Annotated in this window: 21 protein-coding genes; 14 read left to right on the top strand and 7 right to left on the bottom strand. The window is 60.7% G+C overall.

Annotation, left to right across the window (positions count from 1 at the left end):
* The first annotated feature begins 42 nt into the window (after positions 1-42).
* The 9 genes from dibA to PMI37_RS08790 all read left to right on the top strand — a co-directional run bounded on the left by dibA (position 43) and on the right by PMI37_RS08790 (position 10,944).
* Positions 43-1,962: a phosphodiesterase DibA gene (gene dibA / locus PMI37_RS08750; protein ID WP_008080015.1), complete on the top strand. Its 1,920-nt coding sequence runs from the start codon at positions 43-45 to the stop codon at positions 1,960-1,962.
* 413 nt (positions 1,963-2,375) lie between these two features.
* Positions 2,376-2,558, top strand: a complete 183-nt coding sequence (oscA, locus tag PMI37_RS08755) for a sulfur starvation response protein OscA (protein ID WP_007917682.1) — start codon at positions 2,376-2,378, stop codon at positions 2,556-2,558.
* A gap of 144 nt (positions 2,559-2,702) precedes the next feature.
* On the top strand, positions 2,703-3,716 hold the full coding sequence (locus PMI37_RS08760; protein WP_008080017.1) for a sulfate ABC transporter substrate-binding protein: 1,014 nt from the start codon (positions 2,703-2,705) through the stop codon (positions 3,714-3,716).
* 205 nt (positions 3,717-3,921) lie between these two features.
* Positions 3,922-4,740, top strand: a complete 819-nt coding sequence (cysT, locus tag PMI37_RS08765) for a sulfate ABC transporter permease subunit CysT (protein WP_008080019.1) — start codon at positions 3,922-3,924, stop codon at positions 4,738-4,740.
* Positions 4,741-4,752: 12 nt separating this feature from the next.
* A complete protein-coding gene (cysW, locus tag PMI37_RS08770; protein WP_008080021.1) occupies positions 4,753-5,625 on the top strand; it encodes a sulfate ABC transporter permease subunit CysW in 873 nt (290 codons plus the stop codon).
* A gap of 3 nt (positions 5,626-5,628) precedes the next feature.
* Positions 5,629-6,618, top strand: a complete 990-nt coding sequence (locus tag PMI37_RS08775) for a sulfate/molybdate ABC transporter ATP-binding protein (protein ID WP_007963490.1) — start codon at positions 5,629-5,631, stop codon at positions 6,616-6,618.
* A 242-nt stretch (positions 6,619-6,860) separates the two neighbouring features.
* Entirely contained in the window at positions 6,861-8,228 is a 1,368-nt protein-coding gene (locus tag PMI37_RS08780; protein WP_008080024.1) for a hypothetical protein, read from the top strand.
* Positions 8,225-8,737 (top strand): hypothetical protein, encoded by a 513-nt coding sequence (locus PMI37_RS08785; RefSeq protein WP_008080031.1) that lies wholly within the window; start codon positions 8,225-8,227, stop codon positions 8,735-8,737. The genes PMI37_RS08780 and PMI37_RS08785 overlap by 4 nt, the downstream gene beginning before the upstream one ends.
* A complete protein-coding gene (locus PMI37_RS08790) occupies positions 8,734-10,944 on the top strand; it encodes a GMC family oxidoreductase (RefSeq protein WP_008080032.1) in 2,211 nt (736 codons plus the stop codon). Before PMI37_RS08785 ends, PMI37_RS08790 begins: the two co-directional genes overlap by 4 nt.
* A 44-nt stretch (positions 10,945-10,988) precedes the next feature.
* Here the strand turns inward: PMI37_RS08790 and PMI37_RS08795 are convergent, their stop codons facing one another.
* Positions 10,989-11,513, bottom strand: a complete 525-nt coding sequence (locus PMI37_RS08795; RefSeq protein ID WP_008080034.1) for an Mpo1 family 2-hydroxy fatty acid dioxygenase — start codon at positions 11,511-11,513, stop codon at positions 10,989-10,991.
* 84 nt (positions 11,514-11,597) lie between these two features.
* Here PMI37_RS08795 and PMI37_RS08800 point away from each other — a divergent pair, with 84 nt between their 5' ends.
* Complete coding sequence (locus tag PMI37_RS08800) at positions 11,598-12,275, top strand: Crp/Fnr family transcriptional regulator (protein WP_008080036.1); 678 nt, start codon at positions 11,598-11,600, stop codon at positions 12,273-12,275.
* Positions 12,276-12,436: 161 nt separating this feature from the next.
* Here the strand turns inward: PMI37_RS08800 and uraH are convergent, their stop codons facing one another.
* Both uraH and PMI37_RS08810 read right to left on the bottom strand, forming a co-directional pair.
* Complete coding sequence (gene uraH, locus PMI37_RS08805; protein WP_008080038.1) at positions 12,437-12,847, bottom strand: hydroxyisourate hydrolase; 411 nt, start codon at positions 12,845-12,847, stop codon at positions 12,437-12,439.
* 12 nt (positions 12,848-12,859) lie between these two features.
* Positions 12,860-13,345: a GlcG/HbpS family heme-binding protein gene (locus PMI37_RS08810; RefSeq protein ID WP_008080040.1), complete on the bottom strand. Its 486-nt coding sequence runs from the start codon at positions 13,343-13,345 to the stop codon at positions 12,860-12,862.
* 135 nt (positions 13,346-13,480) lie between these two features.
* On the opposite strand from PMI37_RS08810, the gene PMI37_RS08815 reads away from it, so the two are divergent.
* Positions 13,481-14,161, top strand: coding sequence for a heavy metal response regulator transcription factor (locus PMI37_RS08815; protein WP_008080043.1), 681 nt, complete (start codon positions 13,481-13,483; stop codon positions 14,159-14,161).
* On the top strand, positions 14,151-15,536 hold the full coding sequence (locus PMI37_RS08820) for a heavy metal sensor histidine kinase (RefSeq protein ID WP_008080045.1): 1,386 nt from the start codon (positions 14,151-14,153) through the stop codon (positions 15,534-15,536). Before PMI37_RS08815 ends, PMI37_RS08820 begins: the two co-directional genes overlap by 11 nt.
* A gap of 103 nt (positions 15,537-15,639) precedes the next feature.
* On the opposite strand, the gene PMI37_RS08825 is transcribed toward PMI37_RS08820, so the two are convergent.
* Positions 15,640-16,644, bottom strand: coding sequence for an AraC family transcriptional regulator (locus tag PMI37_RS08825; protein ID WP_008080047.1), 1,005 nt, complete (start codon positions 16,642-16,644; stop codon positions 15,640-15,642).
* 100 nt (positions 16,645-16,744) lie between these two features.
* On the opposite strand from PMI37_RS08825, the gene PMI37_RS08830 reads away from it, so the two are divergent.
* Positions 16,745-17,818, top strand: coding sequence for a fatty acid desaturase (locus PMI37_RS08830; protein ID WP_008080049.1), 1,074 nt, complete (start codon positions 16,745-16,747; stop codon positions 17,816-17,818).
* A gap of 129 nt (positions 17,819-17,947) precedes the next feature.
* Here PMI37_RS08830 and PMI37_RS08835 read toward each other — a convergent pair whose 3' ends face one another.
* Genes PMI37_RS08835 through PMI37_RS08845 form a run of 3 tightly spaced genes read right to left on the bottom strand, consistent with a single transcriptional unit; the run spans position 17,948 to position 21,983 of the window.
* Positions 17,948-19,558 (bottom strand): arylsulfatase, encoded by a 1,611-nt coding sequence (locus tag PMI37_RS08835; RefSeq protein WP_008080050.1) that lies wholly within the window; start codon positions 19,556-19,558, stop codon positions 17,948-17,950.
* A gap of 14 nt (positions 19,559-19,572) precedes the next feature.
* Positions 19,573-20,388 carry an ABC transporter ATP-binding protein gene (locus PMI37_RS08840; protein ID WP_008080052.1) on the bottom strand — a complete coding sequence of 272 codons (816 nt, stop codon included), beginning with the start codon at positions 20,386-20,388 and terminating at the stop codon, positions 19,573-19,575.
* Positions 20,385-21,983, bottom strand: a complete 1,599-nt coding sequence (locus PMI37_RS08845; RefSeq protein WP_008080054.1) for an ABC transporter permease — start codon at positions 21,981-21,983, stop codon at positions 20,385-20,387. The genes PMI37_RS08840 and PMI37_RS08845 overlap by 4 nt, the downstream gene beginning before the upstream one ends.
* A 392-nt stretch (positions 21,984-22,375) precedes the next feature.
* Between PMI37_RS08845 and PMI37_RS08850 the strand changes: the two genes are divergently transcribed.
* A complete protein-coding gene (locus PMI37_RS08850) occupies positions 22,376-23,389 on the top strand; it encodes an ABC transporter substrate-binding protein (protein ID WP_008080059.1) in 1,014 nt (337 codons plus the stop codon).
* Positions 23,390-23,451 lie beyond the last annotated feature (62 nt).

Raw genomic sequence — 23,451 nt, forward strand, 5'->3', positions numbered from 1 at the left:
GACCTATAATTTCAACCTTTTTGTAGGGACATGGACAGCCGAATGTCTGCCACTTATCGCGATGCCTTGCGTGCAGCGCTGCTCTATCTCGTGCTTGCCGCTGTCTGGCTGCAAGGTTCTGATCATTTATTAAACAATTTCTTCGATAGTTCCGTCGATCTTGCCCGCTGGCAACTGATCAACGGTTACCTGTTTGCGGCGGTCAGCGCCGGGCTGATTTTCCTCGCGCGGGCGCGTTTGTGTGCGTTTCTGGGAATCGGTGCGCGTTTGCGTGAGCGCCACGCAGACCGTGAACGCTTGCGTCAGGCGGCAGCGGTGTTCGACTGCACGCGAGAAGGGGTGCTGGTGACCAATCATCAGGGGTTGATCGTGCACGTCAATCGCGCCTTCATGGAGATCACCGGTTATCAGCGCGAAGAAGTCCTCGGGCAGCAGCCGAGCCTGTTCAAGTCCGGCCATCATCCGCCGGGTTTCTATCAGGCAATGTTTGCCACGCTGGAGTCGCAGGGCGAGTGGAGCGGCGAGATCTGGAACCGGCGTAAAAGCGGCGAAATTTATCCACAGTGGCAAACCATCCGGGTCATTCACGATGATCAGGCGCGGATCAGCCACTATGTGGCGGTGTTCTCCGACATCAGCGCGATCAAGGACTCGGAGTCCGAGCTCAAGCGCCTCGCCCACCATGACCCGCTGACCGACCTGCCCAATCGCCTGCTGTTCAGCGACCGCGCCGAGCAGGCGCTGGCGTCGGCGCAGACCCACAAGCGCGGCTGTGCCTTGCTGATGCTCGATCTCGATCACTTCAAGATGATCAACGACAGCCTCGGGCATAACGTCGGCGATCGCTTGCTCAAGGCTGTGGCGGCGCGCTTGCAGGAACTGTTCGGGCCGGGGATTACCCTGGCGCGCCTCGGTGGCGACGAGTTCGCCGTGCTCGCGGAAAGTTGTCCACAGCCGGTGCAGGCGGCGGCACTGGCCCAGCGCATTCTCGATGCGCTGAAGGAGCCGTTCTGCATCGACGGTCACGAACTGTTCATCAACGCCAGCATCGGCATCAGCCTGTTTCCCAGCGATGCACTGAGCGCCGAGCAGTTGCTGCGCAATGCCGATGCCGCGCTGTTCAAGGCCAAAGGCAGCGGACGCAACGGTTACGCCCTGTACACCGAAGAACTCACTGCCCACGCCCAGCAACGCGTCGAAATCGCGTTTGAACTGCGCCGCGCGCTGGAACAACAGGAGCTGCGTGTCTATTACCAACCGGTGCATGACCTGAAAACCAGTCGCCTGATCGGCGTCGAAGCGCTGGTGCGCTGGCAGCATCCGCAGCGCGGTCTGGTATCACCGGCAGAATTCATCCCGATCGCCGAGCGCACCGGGCTGATCGCCGAAATCGACGCCTGGGTCATGCAGCAGGCGTGTCGGCAGATGTGTGAGTGGCAGCAGGCCGGCGTGGTGTTGTCGTTTGTCGCGGTGAATGTTTCGTCGCGATTGTTCGCCCGTCGTGAGCTGTATCAACAAGTGGCGCAGGTGCTGCGCGATACCGGGCTGGATCCGGCCTACCTGGAGCTGGAAGTCACCGAGAGCGCGGTGATGGATGATCCGGAAGTGGCGCTGGAGCAGATGCACCGTTTACGTGAACTGGGGATTCGCCTGGCCATTGATGATTTCGGCACCGGCTATTCGTCGCTGCTGAGGCTCAAGCGTTTGCCGGTGCAGAAATTGAAGATCGATCAGGGATTTGTTGCAGGTTTGCCGTGGGATGAAGACGACGCGGCGATTGTCCGGGTGATCATCGCGCTGGCGCGGAGCATGGGCATGCAGGTGCATGCGGAAGGGATCGAGCAGGCGGAGCAGGCGGTGTTTTTGCTGGAGCAGGCATGTGATCTGGGGCAGGGGTACTGGTTTGGCCGGCCGGTGCCGGCGACCGAAATTGACTGGACGAAAGCACCTGTTATTGGCTGACAGCTGACACAAAACCTGAGGTGCACACAAAATCTGTGGTGAATACAAAACCTGTGGTGCACACAAAATCTGTGGTGAATACAAAACCTGTGGTGCACACAAAACCTGTGGTGCACACAAAATCTGTGGTGAATATAAAACCTGTGGCGAGGGGATTTATCCCCGTTGGACTGCGCAGCAGTCCCAAATTTTCAGGGTCGCTTCGCAACCCAACGGGGATAAATCTCCTCGCCACAGGGTTATCTGTCGCTCTGAGATCGGCGCAAACCCTTGCCCCGCCACATAATGTTTTTCAGTTATATAAACATTCTTAAATAGTCTTTTTAAGAATATCCGCGCCTCTCTTATATTGCTCCCACGCCGAACGCAGTGCCGCCCACTGCCAGGCATATCCCATTCAAAGGAGCAGCACCATGAGCGCATCCCTTCGCAGCGTTGACGGTCAGGACGAAAGCACCATCTTGCGTGAAATCCAGAGCGCCCTGCGCGATCTGCGTTTTGGCGCGGTGGAAATCACTGTGCACAACGCGCAAGTCGTGCAGATCGAACGCAAAGAGAAATTTCGTTTGCAGCAACCGGGTAAGCAACCGGGCTGAGTGAAGATCAAAAGATCGCAGCCTGCGGCAGCTCCTACGGGGGATTTATGTAGGAGCTGCCGAAGGCTGCGATCTTTGAACCGGCAACACGATTTCCGAAATACATAAGAAAAAGCCACCACCAGAATTCCAGGAGCTTTCACCATGTCGTCGATTCGCCGTTACGCTTTGGCCGCTCTGGCCAGCGCTGTGTTTGCCGGTTCCGCGGTTGCCAAGGATTACGAACTGCTCAACGTGTCGTATGACCCGACGCGCGAGCTGTATCAGGACTACAACGCTGAGTTCATCAAGTTCTGGCAGAAAGATCACGCCGGCGACACCGTGAAAATCCAGCAATCCCACGGTGGTTCGGGCAAGCAGGGCCGTGCGGTGATCGACGGTCTGCGCGCCGACGTAGTAACCCTGGCGCTGGCTGGCGACATCGATGAAATCGCCAAGCTCGGCAAGACCCTGCCCGCCGACTGGCAGAAGCGTCTGCCGGAAGCGAGCACGCCGTACACCTCGACCATCGTCTTCCTGGTGCGCAAGGGCAACCCGAAAGGCATCAAGGACTGGGGCGATCTGGTCAAGAACGACGTCTCGGTGATCACCCCGAACCCGAAAACCTCCGGCGGTGCCCGCTGGAACTTCCTCGCCGCCTGGGCCTATGGCCTGAAAGCCAATGGCGGTGACGAAGCCAAAGCCAAAGAATACGTCCAGACCCTGTTCAAGCACGTGCCGATTCTCGACACCGGTGCACGCGGTTCGACCATTACCTTCGTCAACAACGGTCAGGGTGATGTGTTGCTGGCCTGGGAAAACGAAGCGTTCCTGGCGCTGAAAGAAGATGGCGGTGCGGACAAGTTCGACATCGTCGTGCCTTCGCTGTCGATCCTCGCCGAGCCGCCAGTGGCCGTGGTCGACAAGAACGCCGAGAAGAAAGGCAACGAGCAGATCGCCGAAGCCTACCTCAAGCACCTGTACAGCCCGGCCGGGCAGGAAATCGCCGCGAAGAACTTCTACCGTCCGCGTGACAAAGAAGTCGCTGCCAAATACGCCCAGCAGTTCCCGAAACTGGATCTGGTGACCATCGACAAGGACTTCGGCGGCTGGAAAACCGCGCAACCGAAATTCTTCAACGACGGTGGCGTGTTCGACCAGATTTATCAGGCGCAGTAATCTGACTACAAAACTGTGGGAGCGGGCTTTTGTGGCGAGGGGATTTATCCCCGTTGGGCAGCGAAGCTGCCCCAAAACCATCACATGCGGTGTATCTGGTTTTCCGCATTTGCCGATTTTGGGGCTACTGCGTAGCCCAACGGGGATAAATCCCCTCACCACAGGGTTCACTCCCACATTGATGCGTTTTTAACCAAGGACTTTTATGTCGCGTCGTATCTCCCCCGTCATACCCGGCTTCGGGCTGACGCTGGGTTACACCTTGGTGTACCTCAGCCTGATTGTGCTTATCCCGCTGGCGGCGATGTTCGTCCACGCCGCTCAACTCACCTGGGATCAGTTCTGGGCGATCATCTCCGCACCGCGCGTGCTGGCGGCATTGAAGCTGAGTTTCGGCACCGCGCTGTGTGCCGCGATCATCAACGGCATCATCGGTACGCTGCTGGCGTGGGTGCTGGTGCGCTACACCTTCCCCGGGCGCAAGGTGATCGACGCGATGATCGATCTGCCGTTTGCGCTGCCGACAGCCGTTGCCGGTATCGCGCTGACCGCGCTGTATGCGCCGGCCGGCCTGGTCGGGCAATTCGCTGCCGACCTCGGTTTCAAAATCGCCTACACCCCACTCGGTATCACGCTGGCGCTGACCTTCGTCACGCTGCCGTTCGTGGTGCGCACGGTGCAACCGGTGCTGGCCGACATCCCTCGTGAAGTCGAAGAAGCCGCCGCGTGCCTCGGTGCGAAACCCTTGCAGGTGTTCCGCCACATCCTCGTGCCCGCGCTGCTGCCCGCCTGGCTGACCGGTTTTGCCCTGGCGTTCGCCCGTGGCGTCGGCGAGTACGGTTCGGTGATTTTCATCGCCGGCAACATGCCGATGAAAACCGAGATCCTGCCGCTGCTGATCATGGTCAAACTCGACCAATACGATTACACCGGCGCTACCGCCATCGGCGTGCTGATGCTGGTGGTTTCCTTCGTCCTGTTGCTGCTGATCAACTTGCTGCAGCGGCGCATCGAAACCCCATAAGGAGGCGCGAACATGTCCCAATCGTCTATTGCGGCCGCCTCTTCGGCCAACGCTGCACGCCGTGGCAGTGCCACTTCGCGCAGAATCCTGATCGGCCTTGGCTGGCTGGTGTTTTTCCTGTTTCTGCTGTTGCCGTTGTTCATCGTCGTATCGCAGGGTTTGAAAAATGGCCTCGGTGCATTCTTCACCGCGATCTTTGAACCGGACGCACTGTCGGCGCTGAAACTCACCGTGTTCGCCGTGCTGATTTCGGTGCCGCTGAACCTGGTGTTCGGCGTCAGCGCTGCATGGTGCGTGAGCAAATACTCGTTCCGTGGCAAGAGCATGCTGGTGACGCTGATCGACCTGCCGTTCTCGGTCTCGCCGGTGATCGCCGGTCTGGTCTACGTGCTGATGTTCGGCGCGCAGGGCCTGTTCGGGCCGTGGCTGCAGGATCACGATATCCAGATCGTCTTCGCCTTGCCGGGCATCGTGCTGGCGACGATCTTCGTCACCGTGCCGTTCGTGGCCCGTGAACTGATCCCGCTGATGCAGGAACAAGGTACGCAGGAAGAGGAAGCCGCGCGACTGCTCGGTGCCAACGGCTGGCAGATGTTCTGGCACGTCACCGTCCCTAACATCAAGTGGGGCCTGATCTATGGCGTGGTGCTGTGTACCGCGCGGGCCATGGGTGAATTCGGTGCGGTGTCGGTGGTTTCCGGGCACATTCGCGGGGTGACCAACACCTTGCCGCTGCACGTCGAGATCCTCTACAACGAATACAACCACGTGGCCGCGTTCGCCGTGGCGAGCCTGTTGCTGATCCTGGCGCTCTTCATCCTGCTGGCCAAGCAGTGGAGCGAAAACCGTATCAACCGCCTGCGCGCCAGCGCCGCGGAGGAATAATTCATGTCGATCGAAGTGCGTAACGTCAGCAAGAATTTCAATGCGTTCAAGGCGCTGGACAACATCAGCCTGGATATCCACAGCGGTGAACTGGTCGCGCTGCTCGGCCCCTCGGGCTGCGGCAAGACCACGCTGCTGCGGATCATCGCCGGTCTGGAAACCCCGGATAACGGCAATATCGTTTTCCACGGTGAAGACGTTTCCGGCCACGACGTGCGTGATCGCAACGTCGGTTTCGTGTTCCAGCACTACGCCTTGTTCCGCCACATGACCGTGTTCGACAACGTCGCGTTCGGCCTGCGCATGAAACCGAAAAACCAGCGCCCGAGCGAAAGCCAGATCGCGACCAAGGTTCACGAACTGCTGAACATGGTGCAACTGGATTGGCTGTCGGATCGTTATCCGGAGCAGTTGTCCGGTGGTCAGCGCCAGCGCATCGCTTTGGCCCGTGCCTTGGCGGTCGAGCCGAAAGTGCTGCTGCTCGATGAGCCGTTCGGCGCTCTCGACGCCAAGGTGCGTAAAGAGTTGCGCCGCTGGTTGGCGCGTCTGCACGAAGACATCAACCTGACCTCGGTGTTCGTAACCCACGACCAGGAAGAAGCGATGGAAGTCGCCGACCGTATCGTGGTGATGAACAAAGGCGTGATCGAGCAGATCGGTTCACCGGGCGACGTCTACGAGAACCCGGCCAGCGATTTCGTTTATCACTTCCTCGGCGATTCGAACCGCTTGCTGCTGAGCGACGACAATCACGTGCTGTTCCGCCCGCACGAAGTGTCGTTGTCCAAACACGAACTGGAAGACCACCACGCCGCCGAAGTACGCGACATCCGGCCGTTGGGCGCGACCACGCGGGTGACGTTGAAGGTCGAAGGGCAGACTGATCTGATCGAAGCCGAAGTGGTGAAAGACCACGACAGCCTGATCGGCCTGGCCAAGGGTGAAACCTTGTTCTTCAAGCCGAAGGTCTGGCAGAAAGTCGCCAGTCTCTAACGCCAAAGAACTGCGGGTGCTGCGATCTTTGATAGTGATTTTGAATATCAACAGATCGCAGCGTGCCGCAGCTCCTACAGGGAGGTGTGTCGTGTGGCTATTGGACTTAACTCGATTTGGTCTAACGCCCCCGACAACCTTGAGCGGTTCCTTGCCTAATCTCCTGTCTGTGCCAGGAGGCGCAGTGAAGAGTCCATGACGGACCGGCGTATCTCCTGGGCCCTGATGCCAAGGAGATGACGATGAGAATGGAAGTCCACCGGCCCGCGCCGTGGCTCGGCTGCGCGCTGTTCGGCGCAATGTTGAGCCCACTGGCCAGCGCCGACCCGACGCTGTCCACGCAGATACCTTTCGATGTTACGGCGACCCCGCCGTTTTCCCTGACCAGCCTGCAGCAGAACTTCGATGAAATGTCGTGGCAGACGTTTATCGCCTTGAACTGGCCGGCGCTGGACAACGGTGACCCGAACACCGGCACGTCGATCGGCCAACAGGATGGCGCGACGGTCTGGGAGAGCTGGAAAGAGAGTTATCAGATATTCCTCGCCAACGGCCAGACACCCAACCCCTGGAGCGCGCCAGCGACCCTTCCCAAAGCCTGTGAAGGCTTGGGTTCCGGGCGTTTGCTGCAACAGATGGGCAAAGTACCGGACGTGCTCGATGAGTTTATCCAGCCGTTTGAGAGCGGGCCGCTGGTCGATCAGAGCGGCGTGTATACGCGCAACGAAATCGTGGTCAACCAGCCGATGTTTGACGACATCGTCAACAACGGTCTGTACAGCGTTCAGGGCCAGCAGAAGTTTTTCGCGGCGGATCCGAAGAACACGGTGGCGTTCAGTTGCGGCAATAGCGACACCCGCCAGGTCGGCTCGCTGATGGTCAAGGCCTCCTGGAAGGTGCTCGATGGCAGCGACCGTCGCGAGAGCTTCCATACGGTCGATGCGCTGGTCTACACCCCGGGCAACAGCGACCCGAGCAAGGGCCCGGTGGTGCCGGAATCGTGCAAGGCCGAACCTGTCGGGCTGGTCGGTCTGCACATCGTGCACAAGACCAGCAGCGCGCCGCAGTGGGTCTGGTCGACCTTCGAACATGTCGATAACGTGCCGGAGCAGTCCACCCCGGTGGCCGAGCGCAAAGGACCGTATCTGTTCTACAACGCCAGCAGTCAGGCTCCTGTCAATCAGCCACCGCCGCGCCCGTGGAACCCGGCGGTCAAGGCCACGCCGTCGCAGATCGTTCGCGAGGCCTCACTGACGCCGGCCACCAAAACCCTCAACAGCACCTATCAGACGCTGTTGCGCACGGTGAATCCGAAGAGTGTCTGGGCCAACTATCAGTTGATCAGCACGCAATGGCCGACATTGACGCCGCAGCCACCGTGCCAGATCTCGAAAACCGAGCCCCTGGGCCGCCCGGCGCCTTCGTTCCTCGCCAACACCACTCTGGAAACCTACATCCAGGGCACCGTGCCGCAAGCCTCGTCCAGTTGCATCGCCTGTCACGGTAATGCCGCCACCCACGTCACCGAATCGCCGCGCACCAGTTTCGCGGACTTCACCTACTTGCTCGAACGCGCACAATCGACGGGCGCGACAAGGAGTCAGCCATGAGCACCGATCTGAAAAATTTCGCCGGGCTGTCATCGGCCCTGACGGGCATCCCGCTCACCTTTATCGCGCCTTCGGTCGACCCGATCGATCTGCCGACGCAGTTTCTGGCCTTCATCGAACCGCGCATCACCACCCCGGTGGTGCAGGCATTGTTGACCCAGTACGCAACGCTGCTCGCCGATAAAGTGCCGCCCGATCAGATCGCCGAGGCCGTGTTGATGAACGGCGCGCAACCGGCCACCACGCAAACGGCACAAGCCGCCCGTTCGATCATGAAGCTGTGGTTGCTGGGCGTCTGGTATCAGCCGTATGCCGTCGGCAGCCACCAGCCCGGTGATCAGATGGTCGTTTCCGATCAGGCCTACACGCAGAGCTGGGCATGGAGAATCGCCCAGGCGCATCCCATGGGTTACAGCGAGTTCTTCTTCGGTTACTGGAACGAAGTACCGCCCAGCCTTGAAGACTTCACCGGGGTTCCCGCCAGCGGACAACAAGGAGCGTCGTCATGAGTACCGAACAAGCGGACGTGGTGATCGTCGGTGCCGGTCTGGCCGGCAGCATCATCGCCTATCAATTGGGTCTGGCCGGGGTGAAAGTGTTGGTGCTGGAATCGGGGCCGGAAGTGCCGGCCAACCGTAATCAGTATCTGGAGCGCTTTTACACGGCGACCCTGAAGACCCCGGAATCGCCCTATCCACCGGTGAGCACGCTGGACACGCCGCGCAAGCCGGCCGAGCAGAATGCGCCGCGCGCGACCATCGCCGACCTGATTCTTGGCTGGGACAATCCCGAGGTCAGCTACCTGGTGCAAAAGGGCCCGCTGGCCTTTACCAGCACCTATGAACGGGTCGGAGGCGGCACCACCTGGCACTGGGTCGCGACCTGCCTGCGCATGGTGCCCAACGACTTTCGCCTGAAGTCACTGTACGGCGTTGGTGTCGACTGGCCGATCAGCTACAACGATCTGCAAAGCGCTTACTGCCGGGCCGAGGCGGAAATCGGCGTGGCCGCCAATGTGGCGGATCAGGCGTATCTGGGGATGACGTTCCCCGATGGTTATCAATTCCCGATGACCAGCATTCCGTTGTCACTGGTCGATGGCAGTTTTGTCGCGGCGGTTCAGGGCCAGTCGTTTGACGGCTTGCCACTGGTGGTCAGCCCGACACCGGCGGGACGCAATTCGCAGCCCTACGCGGGACGTCGGGTGTGCGCCGGCAACACCAACTGCACACCGATCTGCCCGATCCAGGCCAAGTACGACGCCACTGTCACCCTGAACAACGCGTTGAACACCGGCAATGTGCGGGTGCTGTACAAAACCGTGGCGAGCAAAGTCACGGTGGCGGCGGACAAATCCATCAGTGGCATAGAGTTCATTCAATACCAGTTGGGCGATGGCCCACCGACCGGGACTGGTGTCGCGGTAGGCCAGCGCTATGTGATTGCCGCCCATGCCATCGAGACGCCGAAGCTGCTGCTCAACTCCACCAGCCCCGCGTGGCCCAAAGGCGTGGCCAACAGCAGCGGACAGGTCGGGCGCAGCCTGGCGGATCATCCGATCTACCTGGCCTGGGGTTTGATGCCGGAAGGCAAAGCGGTATTTCCCTATCGCGGCCCGGTATCGACGGCGGGCATCGAAAGCCTGCGCGACGGTGCCTTTCGCAGTCAGCGTGCGGCGTGGCGGATCGAGATCGGCAACGAAGGCTTCAACTGGCCGGTGGGCGATCCCTACGTCACCGTCGCCGACCTGATCGATGGCAGCAACGGCAGCGCCACCAATCCACTGCCTCCGGCCAAGGGCCCGCAGCAAGTGTTGTATGGCACAGCGCTGGTACAAAAACTCAACGACTTGCTGACCCGCCAGTTCCGCATCGGTTTTCTGGTGGAACAAGTTGAGGACGATCCGGATAACGCCAACTGCTACATCGTGCCGTCGACGCAGTACAAGGATCGCCTGGGCATTCCGCGCCCGGAGATTCACTACGACTTGTCCGACTACACCAAGGAAGGCTTCCGCCAGGCGAAGATCCTCGCCACGCACATCATCACTGAACTGCTCGGCGCCACCGAGTTGACCAAGCTCCTGCCACCGGGACGGTTCACCTACAAGGGCGACGAATACAGTTTCCAGGGTGCCGGCCATTTGATGGGCACCTACCGCATGGGCGACAACCCGCTGACCTCGGTGGTCGACAAGGATCAGCGCAGCTGGGATCACAAAAATCTGTTCCTGGTCGGCGATGGCGTGTTTCCCAGCACCGGCACTTCGAACCCGAGCCTGACCATCGCTGCGTTGTCGATTCAGGCCGGCGACACCTTGGCCAACGACCTGAAAACCGCCACGGTGCAGGTTCAGGCCAATCAGCCCTGGCAGGGCACCGGCGTGCAGATCAACGGGCCGAGCCCGCGCCTGGTGCGTTACCTCAGCGGGCGCTGGTTCGCCAGTCCGGTCGGGGGCATGGTCGATGGCAACGGCAGCGCAGGGCTGATCGCCAAACCCGGTTACACCTTGCCGGGCGCCAATGAGGGTGCGTTGATCGGGCGGATCGGCAGTACCGGGGCGCCGTTTCTGATCGGCGATCTGGCGCCGATTCCGCCGGGGCAGCAGGGCGAATTGCAACTGTGCATCAACGACGATCTGCAGGGCCGCTACGGTGTCGGGCTCGCAGACAATCAGGGCGCGCTGACGGTGCAGGTGACGTTCGGTACGCTGTAAAACTCGTCAGGCGAGGTGCGCGGCGGTGCACCTCGCCTGAATTTTCAATGAGCGATTTTGTGTTCGCGCAGGGTCACCGGGCCTGAGCGCTGTTCAATCGCCTGCTTCAATTCCTGGCGCAGACCGAGCATGAACGCTACTTCCGCCACCACAAACAGCGGCCCGACGATCAGCCCGCTGACGTCATCGACAAACGCCGGTTTACGCCCTTCGTAGTGATGCCCGACAAACTGGATCACCCAGCCGATCACAAACATCGCCAGGCCGCTGCTCAGCCAGATCAGGGTGCTCTGCTGCGCCAGCGCATGCCCGGCCCAGACGGAAAGACCCATCAGCACGGTCATCAATACGCCGAGCTTCACTTCCAGTCTGAGGTAAAACCACGCCGAGGCCAGCGCCACGATAACGGCTGGAGATATCCACAACCCGCCCAGCGACCATTCCGGCCGCGACAACAATACCGCGACGGCCACCACGATCAGCGGAATGCCGATAAAGTGGCTGGCGATGTTGCGCGGATCACGGTGGTAGGCGGCGTATTGACTGAGATGGTCGACGAGGCTTTTCATTGTTGTTCCTCCGTTAGGGTTGATCGCATCATCCCTCGGGATCAGGGTTCGCTCTGTCAGGCAGGCGACAATCCAGGAGTGTTTATGCAAATACGTTCACGGCTGATAAGCGGCCAGTGGTTCAGCCATCTGCCGGCATCCTTTCAGGATAGCCTGCTGGCGGCGGCCCGGGAGCGGCGGCTGACGGCGGGGCAACGGTTGTTCCAGCGCGGCGACGCGCCGTGCGGTTTGTACGCGGTGCTCGAGGGTGCGGTGCGCATTGGCGCGGTGAGCGAGCAGGGCAAGGAGGCGTTGTTGAGTCTGGTGGAGGCGCCGCACTGGTTCGGCGAAATCTGCCTGTTCGATGGTCAGCCGCGCACCCATGATGCGTATGCAGTCGGGCCGTGTACGCTGCTGAATATCCCGCAGGCAACGATGCTGAAACTGCTCGAAGAACAGCCGCTGTACTGGCGACATCTGGCGCTGCTGATGAGCCACAAACTGCGCCTGGCCTTTATCAATCTGGAACAACTGAGCTTGCTGCCGGCCCCGGCGCGTCTGGCCCATCGCTTGCTGATGATTGCCGAAGGTTACGGCGAACTCGACGCGCCGCGCCGAGTGCTGCAGCTGCCGCAGGAGCAACTGGCGTCGATGCTGTCGCTGTCGCGGCAGACCACCAACCAGATCCTCAAGGATTTGCAGGGACAGGGAATTATCGGCCTCGGGTACGGCGAGATCGAAATCCTCGACGCCGCACGATTGCGCGCCCTGGCCACGATCTAACGGCGCCACATTCATCCACAGTGGAAACCCATACTTGTGGCGAGGGGATTTATCCCCGCTGGGGCGCGCAGCGGCCCTGAAAAATGGGACTGCTGCGCAGTCCATCGGGGATAAATCCCCTCGCCACAGAGGCCAGTTCCAACAAAGGATCTGTGTTTATTTTACGAGCCGCGATAGGTCGAGAAGCCGTACGGGCTGAGCAGCAGCGGGATGTGGTAATGCTGATCGGTCTGTTTTACCTCGAAGATCACCGGGATCTCCGGGAAGAACGTGTCGTGCTTGACCTTCTTGAAGTACTCGCCGGTCTTGAACACCACGCGGTATTCGCCCGCTTCAAAAGGCTGTTTGGCCGGGAACAGTTCGGCAATCCGCCCTTGTTCATTGGTTGTACCCTGAGCCAGAGGCTGCCAGTTCTCGCCGACATGTTTTTCCAGGGTCACGTTAATGCCCGGCGAAGGCAGGCCGTTTTCCAGATTGAGCACATGCACGCTCAACGGATTACCGGCGGCCAGCGCCAGGCTTGAAAAAGCACTCAGGCCGAGCGCGGCGAAAGTCATGCGCAAAGTATTCATCGATGCATCTCCTTATTGGGAACGGGTAGTGGCCAGACCGGCCTTCTCGGCCGCCTTGATTGCACAGTTTTCGTCTTGCTCGCCGCCGCCGGAACCGGCCACGCCCATCGCACCGACCAGTTCATCAGCCGCGAACAGCGGAATACCGCCGCCAAGCAGCAGCAATTCGTCGAGGGTGTTGAGGTTTGCCGTTTCCGGATTGCTGCGAGCGCGTTCGGCAAACAAACGAGTGGCGGTTTTGGTCGACAGCGCGGTGTACGCCTTGCGCTGGCTGGCAGCGGTGTTGTGCGAGCCGACGCCATCGCCGCGCAGGGTCACCAGCAGATTGCCGCCACGGTCGAGCACCGACACTGTGCCGGTGCAATTGCTCATCGCTGTGTCGGCGAGCAGGCGTGCAGTTTTCAGGTCGAGGTCGGCGTGACGTGGCAGTTCAGGGCTGGCGACAGCCGCGCCACTGAGGCCGATCATCAGGCTTGCAACGAAGTATTTGACGGTCATGGGCAGGCTCCAAAAGCTGAGGTCGCCACCTTAATCGCCGGTCTTCGTCAGAACCTCGTCAGTCTGATTACAAGTTTGTAATGGGCAACGCCGCCTAAGGCGCCTAGCCTGTGTGCCTATCAATCGAGGTGTGCCATGCGTTTGCTGGTCGTAGAAGATGAAGCCAAAACCGCAAATTTCCTCGCCAAAGGCCTGGGCGAGTCGGGTTTTGCCGTGGACGTGGCGCTCAACGGTCTCGATGGGCGCTACTTTATCGAGCAGCAGGAATATGACCTGATCATCCTCGACGTGATGCTCCCCGGTCTCAATGGCTGGCAATTGCTGCAGCTGATCCGCCAGCGCGGCGCCACGCCGGTGCTGTTCCTGACGGCCAAGGACGCCATTGAAGACCGCGTGCGCGGCCTCGAACTGGGCGCCGACGATTACTTGCTCAAACCCTTCGCCTTCGCCGAACTGCTCGCGCGCGTGCGCACCTTGCTGCGCCGCGGGCCGATGCGCGAAGCCGAGTCGTACAGCATCGCCGATCTGGAAATCGACGTGCTGCGCCGCCGCGTCAGCCGTGGTGGCCAGCGCATCGCCCTGACCAACAAGGAATTCGCCCTGCTGCAATTGCTCGCCAGTCGCCAGGGCGAAGTGCTGTCGCGCACGCTGATTGCTTCGCAGGTGTGGAACCTGAATTTCGACAGCGACACCAACATGGTCGAAGTCGCGGTGCGTCGTTTGCGCGCGAAAGTCGATGACCCGTACATGCCGAAACTGATCCACACCGTGCGCGGCGTCGGTTATCAGCTGGAAGCCCCTGACGATGCGCTCTAGGTCGATCGCCTGGCGCCTGGCGCTGGCGTTCGCATTGGTTTGCGCTTTGGTGCTGAGCGCGATTGGCGTGTTTCTCTATCGCTCGCTGGCCTCGGAAATCGCCTACCGCGACGACCTCGCGTTACTCGGTCGACTGGAGCAAGTGCGCGCCTTGCTCGCCGACAGCGACAGCCTGGGGGCTTTGCAGGCGCGACCACGTTTGTATCAGAACATGCTCGGCAATCTCGACAGCCTGTTGCTGGTGCGGCGTGCGGATGGGTCGAGCGTGATCGCGATCAATCCACGCCAACGCGAGTTGCCCGCACTGAACGCGATCCCCCGCGAGCAAACGCCACAGCGTCCCGATGTGCTCACGTGGCAAGCGCCGGACGGTGCCGGGCTGGCACTGTTGTCCGGCGAAGCGCAGGGGCCGAACGGCGAGCCACTGACGATCATCGCCGGCAAGGTGCTGAGCGAGCGCGAGCAGATGCTTGGCAGCTATCGCATGCGCTTGTATCTGTCGGTTGGCCTCGGTGCGTTGCTCGCTTTTGCCTTGGGCTTGCTGTTGCTGCGCCGGGGCCTGCAACCGCTGCGTCAGTTGAGCGAAGCAGTGCGCGGCATCGACCTGCGCAGCCTCGACCAACGCCTGCCCGCCAATGGCACGCCCGCCGAACTGCTTGAACCAGTGCAGGCACTCAACGGCATGCTCGCGCGTCTGGACGACAGCGTGCAGCGCCTGTCGCAGTTCTCCGCCGACCTCGCCCACGAAATCCGCACGCCACTGCACACTTTGCTGGCGAGCAACGGCCAGGCGCTGAATCACCCGCGCAGCACCGAGGAATATCAGGAAGTGCTGGCCTCGAACATGGAAGAGTTCGAACGGCTCAAGCGCATGGCGGAAAACTTGATGTTCCTTGCCCGTGCCGAACAGGCCGAGCGAGCGCTCAATCTGCAAACCCTGGATTTGCCCAGCGTTGGCGGTGAGCTGTGTGATTATTTTGAAGCGTTGGCGGATGACCGGGATCTGCGGCTGGACAATCAACTGCACGGTGAGTTGCTTGCTGATCAACAGTTGTTGCAACGGGCGCTCGGCAATCTGTTGGCCAATGCCGTGCGCCACGCCGATCAAGGATCGGTGATCAGTTTGCGTCGCCGGGACGAGGCGGGTGCGTGCTGGTTGCAAGTGCACAACCATGGCCCGGCGATTGCGCAGGAGCATCTGAGCAAGCTGTTCGACCGCTTCTACCGCGTCGATCCTTCACGGGCAGAACCGGGGGATTCGGGTGGGTTGGGGCTAGCGATCGTGCAGTCGATCATGCAACTGCATGGGGGACAGGTGCGGGTGATTAGTGATGCTGACGGCACTGTTTTTGAGCTGGGGTTTGTGGTGAATTAAAGGACGCTATCGCGAGCAGGCTCACTCCTACAGTTGGAATGCGTTCCTCCTGTAGGAGTGAGCCTGCTCGCGATGGCGCCAGATCAGACAACCCGGTTCTGGATCAACGCAACCCATCACGAAACTGCCCCGGCGTCATCCCCGTCCAGCGCTTGAAGGCGCGGCTGAAGCTGCTGGTATCAGCGAACCCGAGCAGGTAGCTCACTTCACTCAATGAACACTGCGGATCGCGCAGGTGCAGCAGCGCCAGATTCTCGCGGCTCTCGTTCAACAACGTATCAAAGCGACAACCCTCATCCGCCAGATGCCGTTGCAAGCTGCGCAAGCTCAAATGCAACGCCTGGGCAATCCGTTCTGCGCTCGGCTCACCTTCCGGCAGTTGTTCTTCAATGGCATCGCGCACCTTGCGCTCCCAGGTCAGCGGCTGGAGTTGGGCCATCGTGCGTTTGAGTACTGTTTCATTGTGTTCGGCGAGTTCCGGGTTGGCGTCGTCGAGGTGGCTGTCGAAGTCGGCGAGGGCGAATTCCAGGCGATCCTCGGCGCAGCCGAAATGCACCGGGGCGCGAAAGACTTTGTGCCATTGGTGCGCATCGCTCGGTTCCGGGCGGCGCAGGTAAACCGCCAGCGGCGCGTAATCACGGCCGAGCCGATTGCGGCAGGTGCGCACGTAGATCGCGGTGAAGGCGTCGATGGCTTCGAAGGCCGGCGCCGGATTGCCTGACGGAATTTTCAGACGAAATTGATAGCGGTCATCGCTGCGGCTCAGTTCCAGTTCCAGCGCATCGCTGACCACCGGGTGATAACGCACGATGCGCTCGAACACCTCGCGCAAACTGCCGCTGGCCACCAGCGCATAACCGAGGGCATGGAACGTGGTCGGGCTGACGAATCGCGACACGCGCAAACCAATCGCCGGGTCGCCGCTGACCTGCACGGCAATTTCCCACAGGCGCGTGGTGCCGGAGAGCGGATAGCGCGCGTTGGGGTCGTCCATCAAATTGGGGTCGAGTCCGGCCTGTTGGCACAGGGCAATGCTGTCCAGCCCCAGCGCATCGAGTTGTTTGCGCAAGGCACGGGTCCAACTGGCGAGGGAGGTCGGTTCCTTCATGCTGATTGGCGCTTCCGGTCAACAGGTTGGCGTTCTCGGCTACCGCGATTCAAGCCCCGGCGAGGCACGATGCGAACATCATAAACCCGAGGATGGAAGCATGGACGGTACTTCTGCAAGTCCCCAGCGACACAATGCGGCCCAGCGATCAGCACATATTCGCCAAGTGGTGCTGGCCAAAGGCGTTGAATTGCGTGAGCGCTACCCGATTCTCCAGCATCAGGACGCGCTGGGGGCGGGGATTCTGGCGTTTGCCCTGATCGGGATGGTTGGCTCGGCGACGCTGTACATCACGGGCCACATGGCGTGGTGGGCGTGCCTGTTGCTCAACGCGTTTTTCGCTTCGCTGACCCATGAGCTGGAGCACGACCTGATCCACAGCATGTATTTCCGCAAGCAGCGCGTGCCGCACAATTTGATGATGGGCCTGGTGTGGCTGGCGCGGCCGAGCACGATCAATCCGTGGATTCGTCGGCATCTGCACCTCAATCACCACAAGGTTTCCGGCACCGAAACCGATATGGAAGAACGCGCGATCACCAACGGCGAGCCGTGGGGTTTTGCGCGTTTGCTGATGGTCGGCGACAACGTGATGTCGGCGTTTATCCGCATGCTGCGAGCCAAAACCTGGGCGCACAAGTTCAGCATCATCAAACGCACGTTGAAGGTCTACGCGCCGCTGGCGCTGGTGCATTGGGGCGCGTGGTATGTGTTTCTCGGTTTCCATGCGGCCAATGGCATCGCGTACCTGCTGGGCGCACCGATCGAATGGTCAGCGACGACGTTGTCGGTGATGCAGGTGATTGATATTGCGGCCGTGGTGATCATCGGCCCAAATGTATTGCGCACGTTCTGCCTGCACTTCATCAGCTCGAACATGCATTACTACGGGGACGTTGAACTGGGCAATGTGCTGCAACAGTGCCAGGTGTTGAACCCTTGGTGGTTGTGGCCGTTGCAGGCGTTCTGCTTCAACTTTGGCAGCAGTCACGGGATTCATCATTTTGTGGTGAAGGAGCCGTTTTATATCCGCCAGATGACCGTGCCGGTGGCGCATAAGGTGATGCGCGAGATGGGCGTGAGGTTTAATGATTTTGGCACGTTTGGGCGGGCGAACCGGTTTGTTCGCAAAGATGCGGTTGCGCAGGAAGAGGTGCGTACAGCTCAGGCTTGAAGGTTGAATTTGAGGGCCTCATCGCTGGCAAGCCAGCTCCCACAGGTTTTATGTCATTCATTGGTTTTGTGAACGGCATCGCACCCTGTGGGAGCTGGCTTGCCAGCGATAGCGTTATACCAGGCACGCTCAATCCGGCTGGAAAGGCGACTCGCTGAGAATCACCCCGGTCTCCTCGACATACTGCTGCCAATGCCCGATCAACGCGCTGAGTTTCTCCGGCTGACTCAACGCCAGATCATGAATCTCCCCTGGATCACTGCTCAAATCATACAGTTGCCAGGTCGCCGGCCCTACCGGCCCGGGGATCCACACCGCTTTCCACGATCCCTGCCGAATCGCCCTTCGCCCGAACAATTCCCAACCCGTCACCGTGTGCTCGTCATGCACCTGTGCCGTCTCGCCCGACAAAAAACCCAGCCACGATTTCCCACGCAACGGCGCCACCGGTTTGCCGTGCCAGACCTTGCCCGGATGACGCACGCCAGCCAGATCGAGAATCGTCGGCGTGATGTCCATCACCGTGCCGAAGCCGTGGCTGATCTGCCCTTTGATCGCCAGCTGCGGATAGTGCAGCAGCGCCGGCACGCGAATCCCGCCTTCGGTGGTAAACGCCTTGAACAGGCGCGACGGCGCGGTCGCCACCTGCGCCCAGTTCGGCCCATACCAGACATAGGAATTGGCCCGACCGATGTTGTCGAGGCTGTTGTCGTAATGTTGGCTGAGGTACGCGACCAGTTCCGGACCGAATTTGGGGAAGGCCTCAAGCAGCGCGCCTTCGGCACCGTTGTCGGACATGAACAGGATGAACGTATTGTCGAGTTGCCCCTGCTGGCGCAGGTATTCGACGACCCGGCCGATGTTCCAGTCCATGCGCTCGACCATCGCTGCGTAGACCTCCATCGCCCGCGCAGAAATCTGTTGTTGTTCCTCGCTCAGCGCGTCCCACTGCTGGGTCAATTGAATCAGCGGATGCGGCTCGACGTCCGGCTCGATCAGGCCCAGGGCTTTGAGTTTTTCCAGGCGCTCCAGACGCAGCACTTCCGGGCCGGCGTCATAGCGGCCACGGTATTTCTCGACGAGGTCGGCCGGCGCCTGCAACGGCCAGTGCGGCGCAGAGAACGGCAGGTAAGCGAAGAATGGCCGGGTCTGGTCACGCTCCTTGAGGTACTGCAGCAACTTGTCGCCGAAGGCATCGGAGGAATAGAAGTCCTTGGGCAATTCGTCGATGAAGGTGTCGTCCTCGATGTACAGCGCCGGCGTCGATTTCAGCAGGCCCGGGGTCTGTTCGTCGTAGGTCGGTTCGAAGCCATAGTGGTTGGCGGCGCCTGGCAGCAGCGAGAACGAACGCTCGAAACCCCGGGCATGCGGGGCCAGCTCGGCGGTCAGGCCCAAGTGCCACTTGCCGCTCATCAACGTCTGGTAACCGGCTTCACGCAGCAGCTCGGGCAGCGCGACGACGCGGTCATTGAGGTGACCCTCATAACCCGGTTTGCCGATCAGCTCCGGGGTCAGGGTTTCGGCCATGGTGCCGATGCCGGCGATGTGGTGGTCGGTGCCGGTCAGCAGCATCGAACGAGTCGGCGAGCAGGTCGGTGCGGTATGAAAATCGGTCAGGCGCAGGCCGTTGCTGGCCAAGGCATCGAGGTGCGGCGTGGCGATTTCACCGCCGAACGCGCCGAGGTCGGAGAAGCCGAGATCGTCGGCCAGAATCACCAGAAAATTGGGACGTTGCGGCATCGCAAAACTCCTGTTCAGCAGGCAATGAACGTCAGCGGCAGATCGCGGATCTGTACCGGCACGCTCGGTTGGTAATGGTCGTCACTGGTCAGCTCGTGCAGCAGCTCTTCACGCAACTGATGGAAGTCGAAACTGCTGCGCTGGCGCGGGTGGGGCAGGGCGATGTCGACCACTTGCTTGATCCGCCCCGGACGCGGCTCCATCACCACCACGCGGTCGGCAAGAAAGATCGCTTCTTCGACATCGTGGGTAACGAGGATTGTGGTGATTTTCGCGCGGGCGCGGATCGCCAACAGCTCGTCCTGCATTTGTTGGCGGGTCAGCGCATCGAGCGCGCCAAAGGGTTCGTCGAGCAGCAGAATGCGCGGGCTGGCGACGAGGCCACGAGCAATCGCCACGCGCTGCGCCATACCGCCAGAGAGTTGGTGCGGATAGGCGCGGGTGAAGTCGCGCAGGCCGACCAGATCGATGAAATCGTTGATCCGTTGTTGTTTCTGCGCAGCGCTCAGCGGCTCGTTGACCAGGCCCAGACCGATGTTGTCGGCGACAGTCAGCCACGGGAATAAACGGTGTTCCTGGAAGACAATGCCGCGCTCGCCGCCGATACCGCTGACGGCTTTACCGTCCACAGTGATCTGCCCGCGAAACTGCGTGTCGAGACCGACCAGCAAGCGCAGTAACGTCGATTTGCCGCAGCCGCTGGAGCCGACAATGGCGACGAATTCGCCTTCGGCAATGTCCAGGTTGAATTCGCGAATCGCCTCCAGTTCGAAACCGTCGACGTCGAAGGATTTGCCTACGTGGTTGAAGCTGACAATGGGTGCGTTCATGCGTGTCTCCAGCGGGTCGCGCGAATTTCCAGGCGTTGGCCAATGAGGTTGAGCAGGGCGCCGGTCAAGCCGACGAGGAGCATGCCGGCCATGATCAGGTCCATGCGCAGCAGTTGTTGTGCGCCGATCATCTGGCTGCCGATGCCGCCATTCGACGGCATGAAATATTCGGCGCCGATGGTGCCGAGCCAGGCGTAGATCAGGCTCAGCCGGAGGCCGGCGAAAATCCCCGGCGCGGCGCCCGGCAGCACCAGGCGGCGCAGGCGCTGGCCGAGGCTCAGGCGCAGCACTTGCGCGGCTTCGTTGAGTTGCGGCGAGAGGTTGGCGACGCTGCGCTGGGTGGCGATGAATAGCGGAAAGAAAGCGGCGAGGGCGACGAATACCCACTTCGCCAGTTCACCGAGACCGAACCACGCGGTGAGCAATGGCACCCAGGCGAAGATGGCAATCTGGCGCAGGGCGGCGAGGGTCGGGCCGAGCAGTCTTTCACTGGTGCGCGACAGACCCAGCAGCAAGCCAAGGGCGAAACCGAGTCCACCACCCAACAGCAAACCACCAAGGGTACGCCCCAGGCTCAGCGCCATGCCGCTGATCAGCGTGCCGTCGAGCAAGCCATCCCACGTGGTGCTCAACACGGCCAATGGGCTGACCAGAATATTGGCGTCGACCCACTGCTGATCGTTGGCCAGTTGCCACAGTGCCAGCAAACCGAGTGGCAACAGCCACGGTTGCAGACGCTGCCAGCCTTGATAACGCGGGCCACGACGAATTTCAGCAGTGGCCGGGTGCGGCCAGTGCACCAGTTTTCGGTCCAGCAGGCCGATGCCGCGATCCATCGCCACGCCGATCACACCGATGACCACAATGCACACAAAGACGATGTCGAGCATGAACAGCTGGCGTGCCCAGACCATCAGGTAACCGATGCCTTCACTGGAAGCGAGCAGCTCGACCGCCAGCAACGAGGTCCAGCCGGCCGCCAGCGCCAGACGCACGCCGGCCATGAATGCGGGGAGGGCGGCTGGCAGTACCAGTCGACGAATCAGCAGGTGCGGTGGCAGGCGCAAGACGGCGGCGGCTTCGCGCAATTTTGGCTGTGCATCGCGTACGCCGACCAATGTATGCAAGGTCACCGGAACGACGATGGCTTTGATCAGCACCACCAGTTTCAGCACTTCGCCGATGCCGAAAAACACCATGAACAAGGGAATCCACGCCAGCGTCGGCACCTGCGACAGACCGGCGAAGGTCGGGAAGATCAAGCGTTCAAGACGCGGACTGAAACCCAGCGCCGCCCCCAGTACCGCACCGGCCGAAATCCCTGCGAGCAAACCCCAGAACAAGCGCTGCAGGCTGATCCAAAAATGGCTCCACAGCTCGCCATGCGCCAGCTCGACGGCGCTGTTCCACACCAGTGATGGCGCGGGCAGGATCTGCTCGCTCATCCAGGCATTGCGCGCGGCCAGCCACCACAGGGCGAACAGACTGAGCGGCAGCAGCCATGGCAACACGCGTTGATTGATGCTGGGCCAGGTGCGTCGGCGTTTCAGCGGCGGCACCGGCAGCGGCAGGCTGAGCAAGGATTGACGGGCCATGGGTGACCTCCGTTGTCGGGTTGGATCGAGATCGAGTCAAGATCAAAAGATCGCAGCCTGCGGCAGCTCCTACATGGCATTGCGTTGCCCCTGCAGGAGCTGCCGAAGGCTGCGATCTTTAGCGGCATTAGCTAAAAACAAATGGTTATAACAAACCTGATAAAGATTCATTTGAGAGATAAGCGAGGCCATTTAAGGCCTCCAGCCCATGCGCATCCAATGCATTCGAAGAATATTTTCGATGCTGTTAATGCATACGCCGCCGCAAGCCCCGATATGCCTTGCTTAGCTCAAAAAGCTATAAAAATGTGAATTTATAGTATTTAAGTGAATGCATCGCTTCAGCCTACTTTCGGTTCCTCAACGCCCGTCGTGATCAAGGAGCCGCACCCATGAACCTTCCCTTTAAACGCGTTTTCAGTCTGTTTGCCGTTCCTGCGCTGGCGGGCCTGCTTGCGTTCACCGCGCAGGCTGATGAGCTAAAGGAAATTCGTATCGCCGTGCCGGACCTGAGCGCCGGCACCCAGCACAGCGGTGGCGGAGTGGTGGACGTACTGCGCGATCAGCAGATCTTCGAAAAGGCCTTTGCCGACCAAGGCATCAAGATTCAGTGGAGCTTCTTCAAGGGCGCCGGGCCGGTGATCAATGAGGCGTTTGCCAATGGCCAGGTCGATCTGGCGTATCTGGGCGATCTGGCGGCGATCATCGGCAAGTCCAACGGCCTCGATACGCGATTGCTCAGTGCCGGTGCGCGTGGAGTGAAGCAGTATCTCGGCGTGGTGCCGGGTTCCGGGATCAAGACCTTGCAGGATCTGAAGGGCAAGCGTGTGGCGATCTTCAAGGGTACCGCGACGCAGTTGTCGTTCGACGCGGCGCTGGCCAGTCAGGGCTTGAGCGAGAGGGATTTGAAGGTGATCAACCTCGACTTCACCGGCGCGACCGCAGCGCTGGCGGCCAAACAGATTGATGCATCGTGGGGCAGTTCCGGGTTGGCGGCGTTGCAAGTCAAGGGCTTGGCCGAGTTGCCGTTGAACACCAAGGATTTGGGCGGTGCCGGCAGTGTGCAGTCGGTGCTGGTGGGTAGCGGCAAGTTTGTCGACGGGCACCCGGAGGTAGTCGCGAAATTGCTCAAGGCGCAGCAGCAGGCGGTGGAATGGCTGACCCAGGACAGCAACAAGGATGCCTATGTGCAGCTGGTGTCAGGGCTGGCGAGTTATCCACCGGTGATCCTCACCGAGGATCTGAAGGATCAGAAATTGAGCGAAGTATTCCCGTCGACCCTGGATCCGGCGTTCCTGGGCAGCTTGCAGGACAAGGTAGATCTGGCGGCGCAGCAGAAGCTGATTCGCAAGCCGTTCAAGGTCAATGAATGGGTGGCGCCTGAGTTGGCAGCGGCCAAGCTCTAAAAGCAATAGATCGCTGCCTGCGGCAGCTCCTACATCGATCCAGGTAGGAGCTGCCGCAGGCT

This window comes from Pseudomonas sp. GM80, assembly GCF_000282515.1.
Lineage (GTDB): Bacteria > Pseudomonadota > Gammaproteobacteria > Pseudomonadales > Pseudomonadaceae > Aquipseudomonas.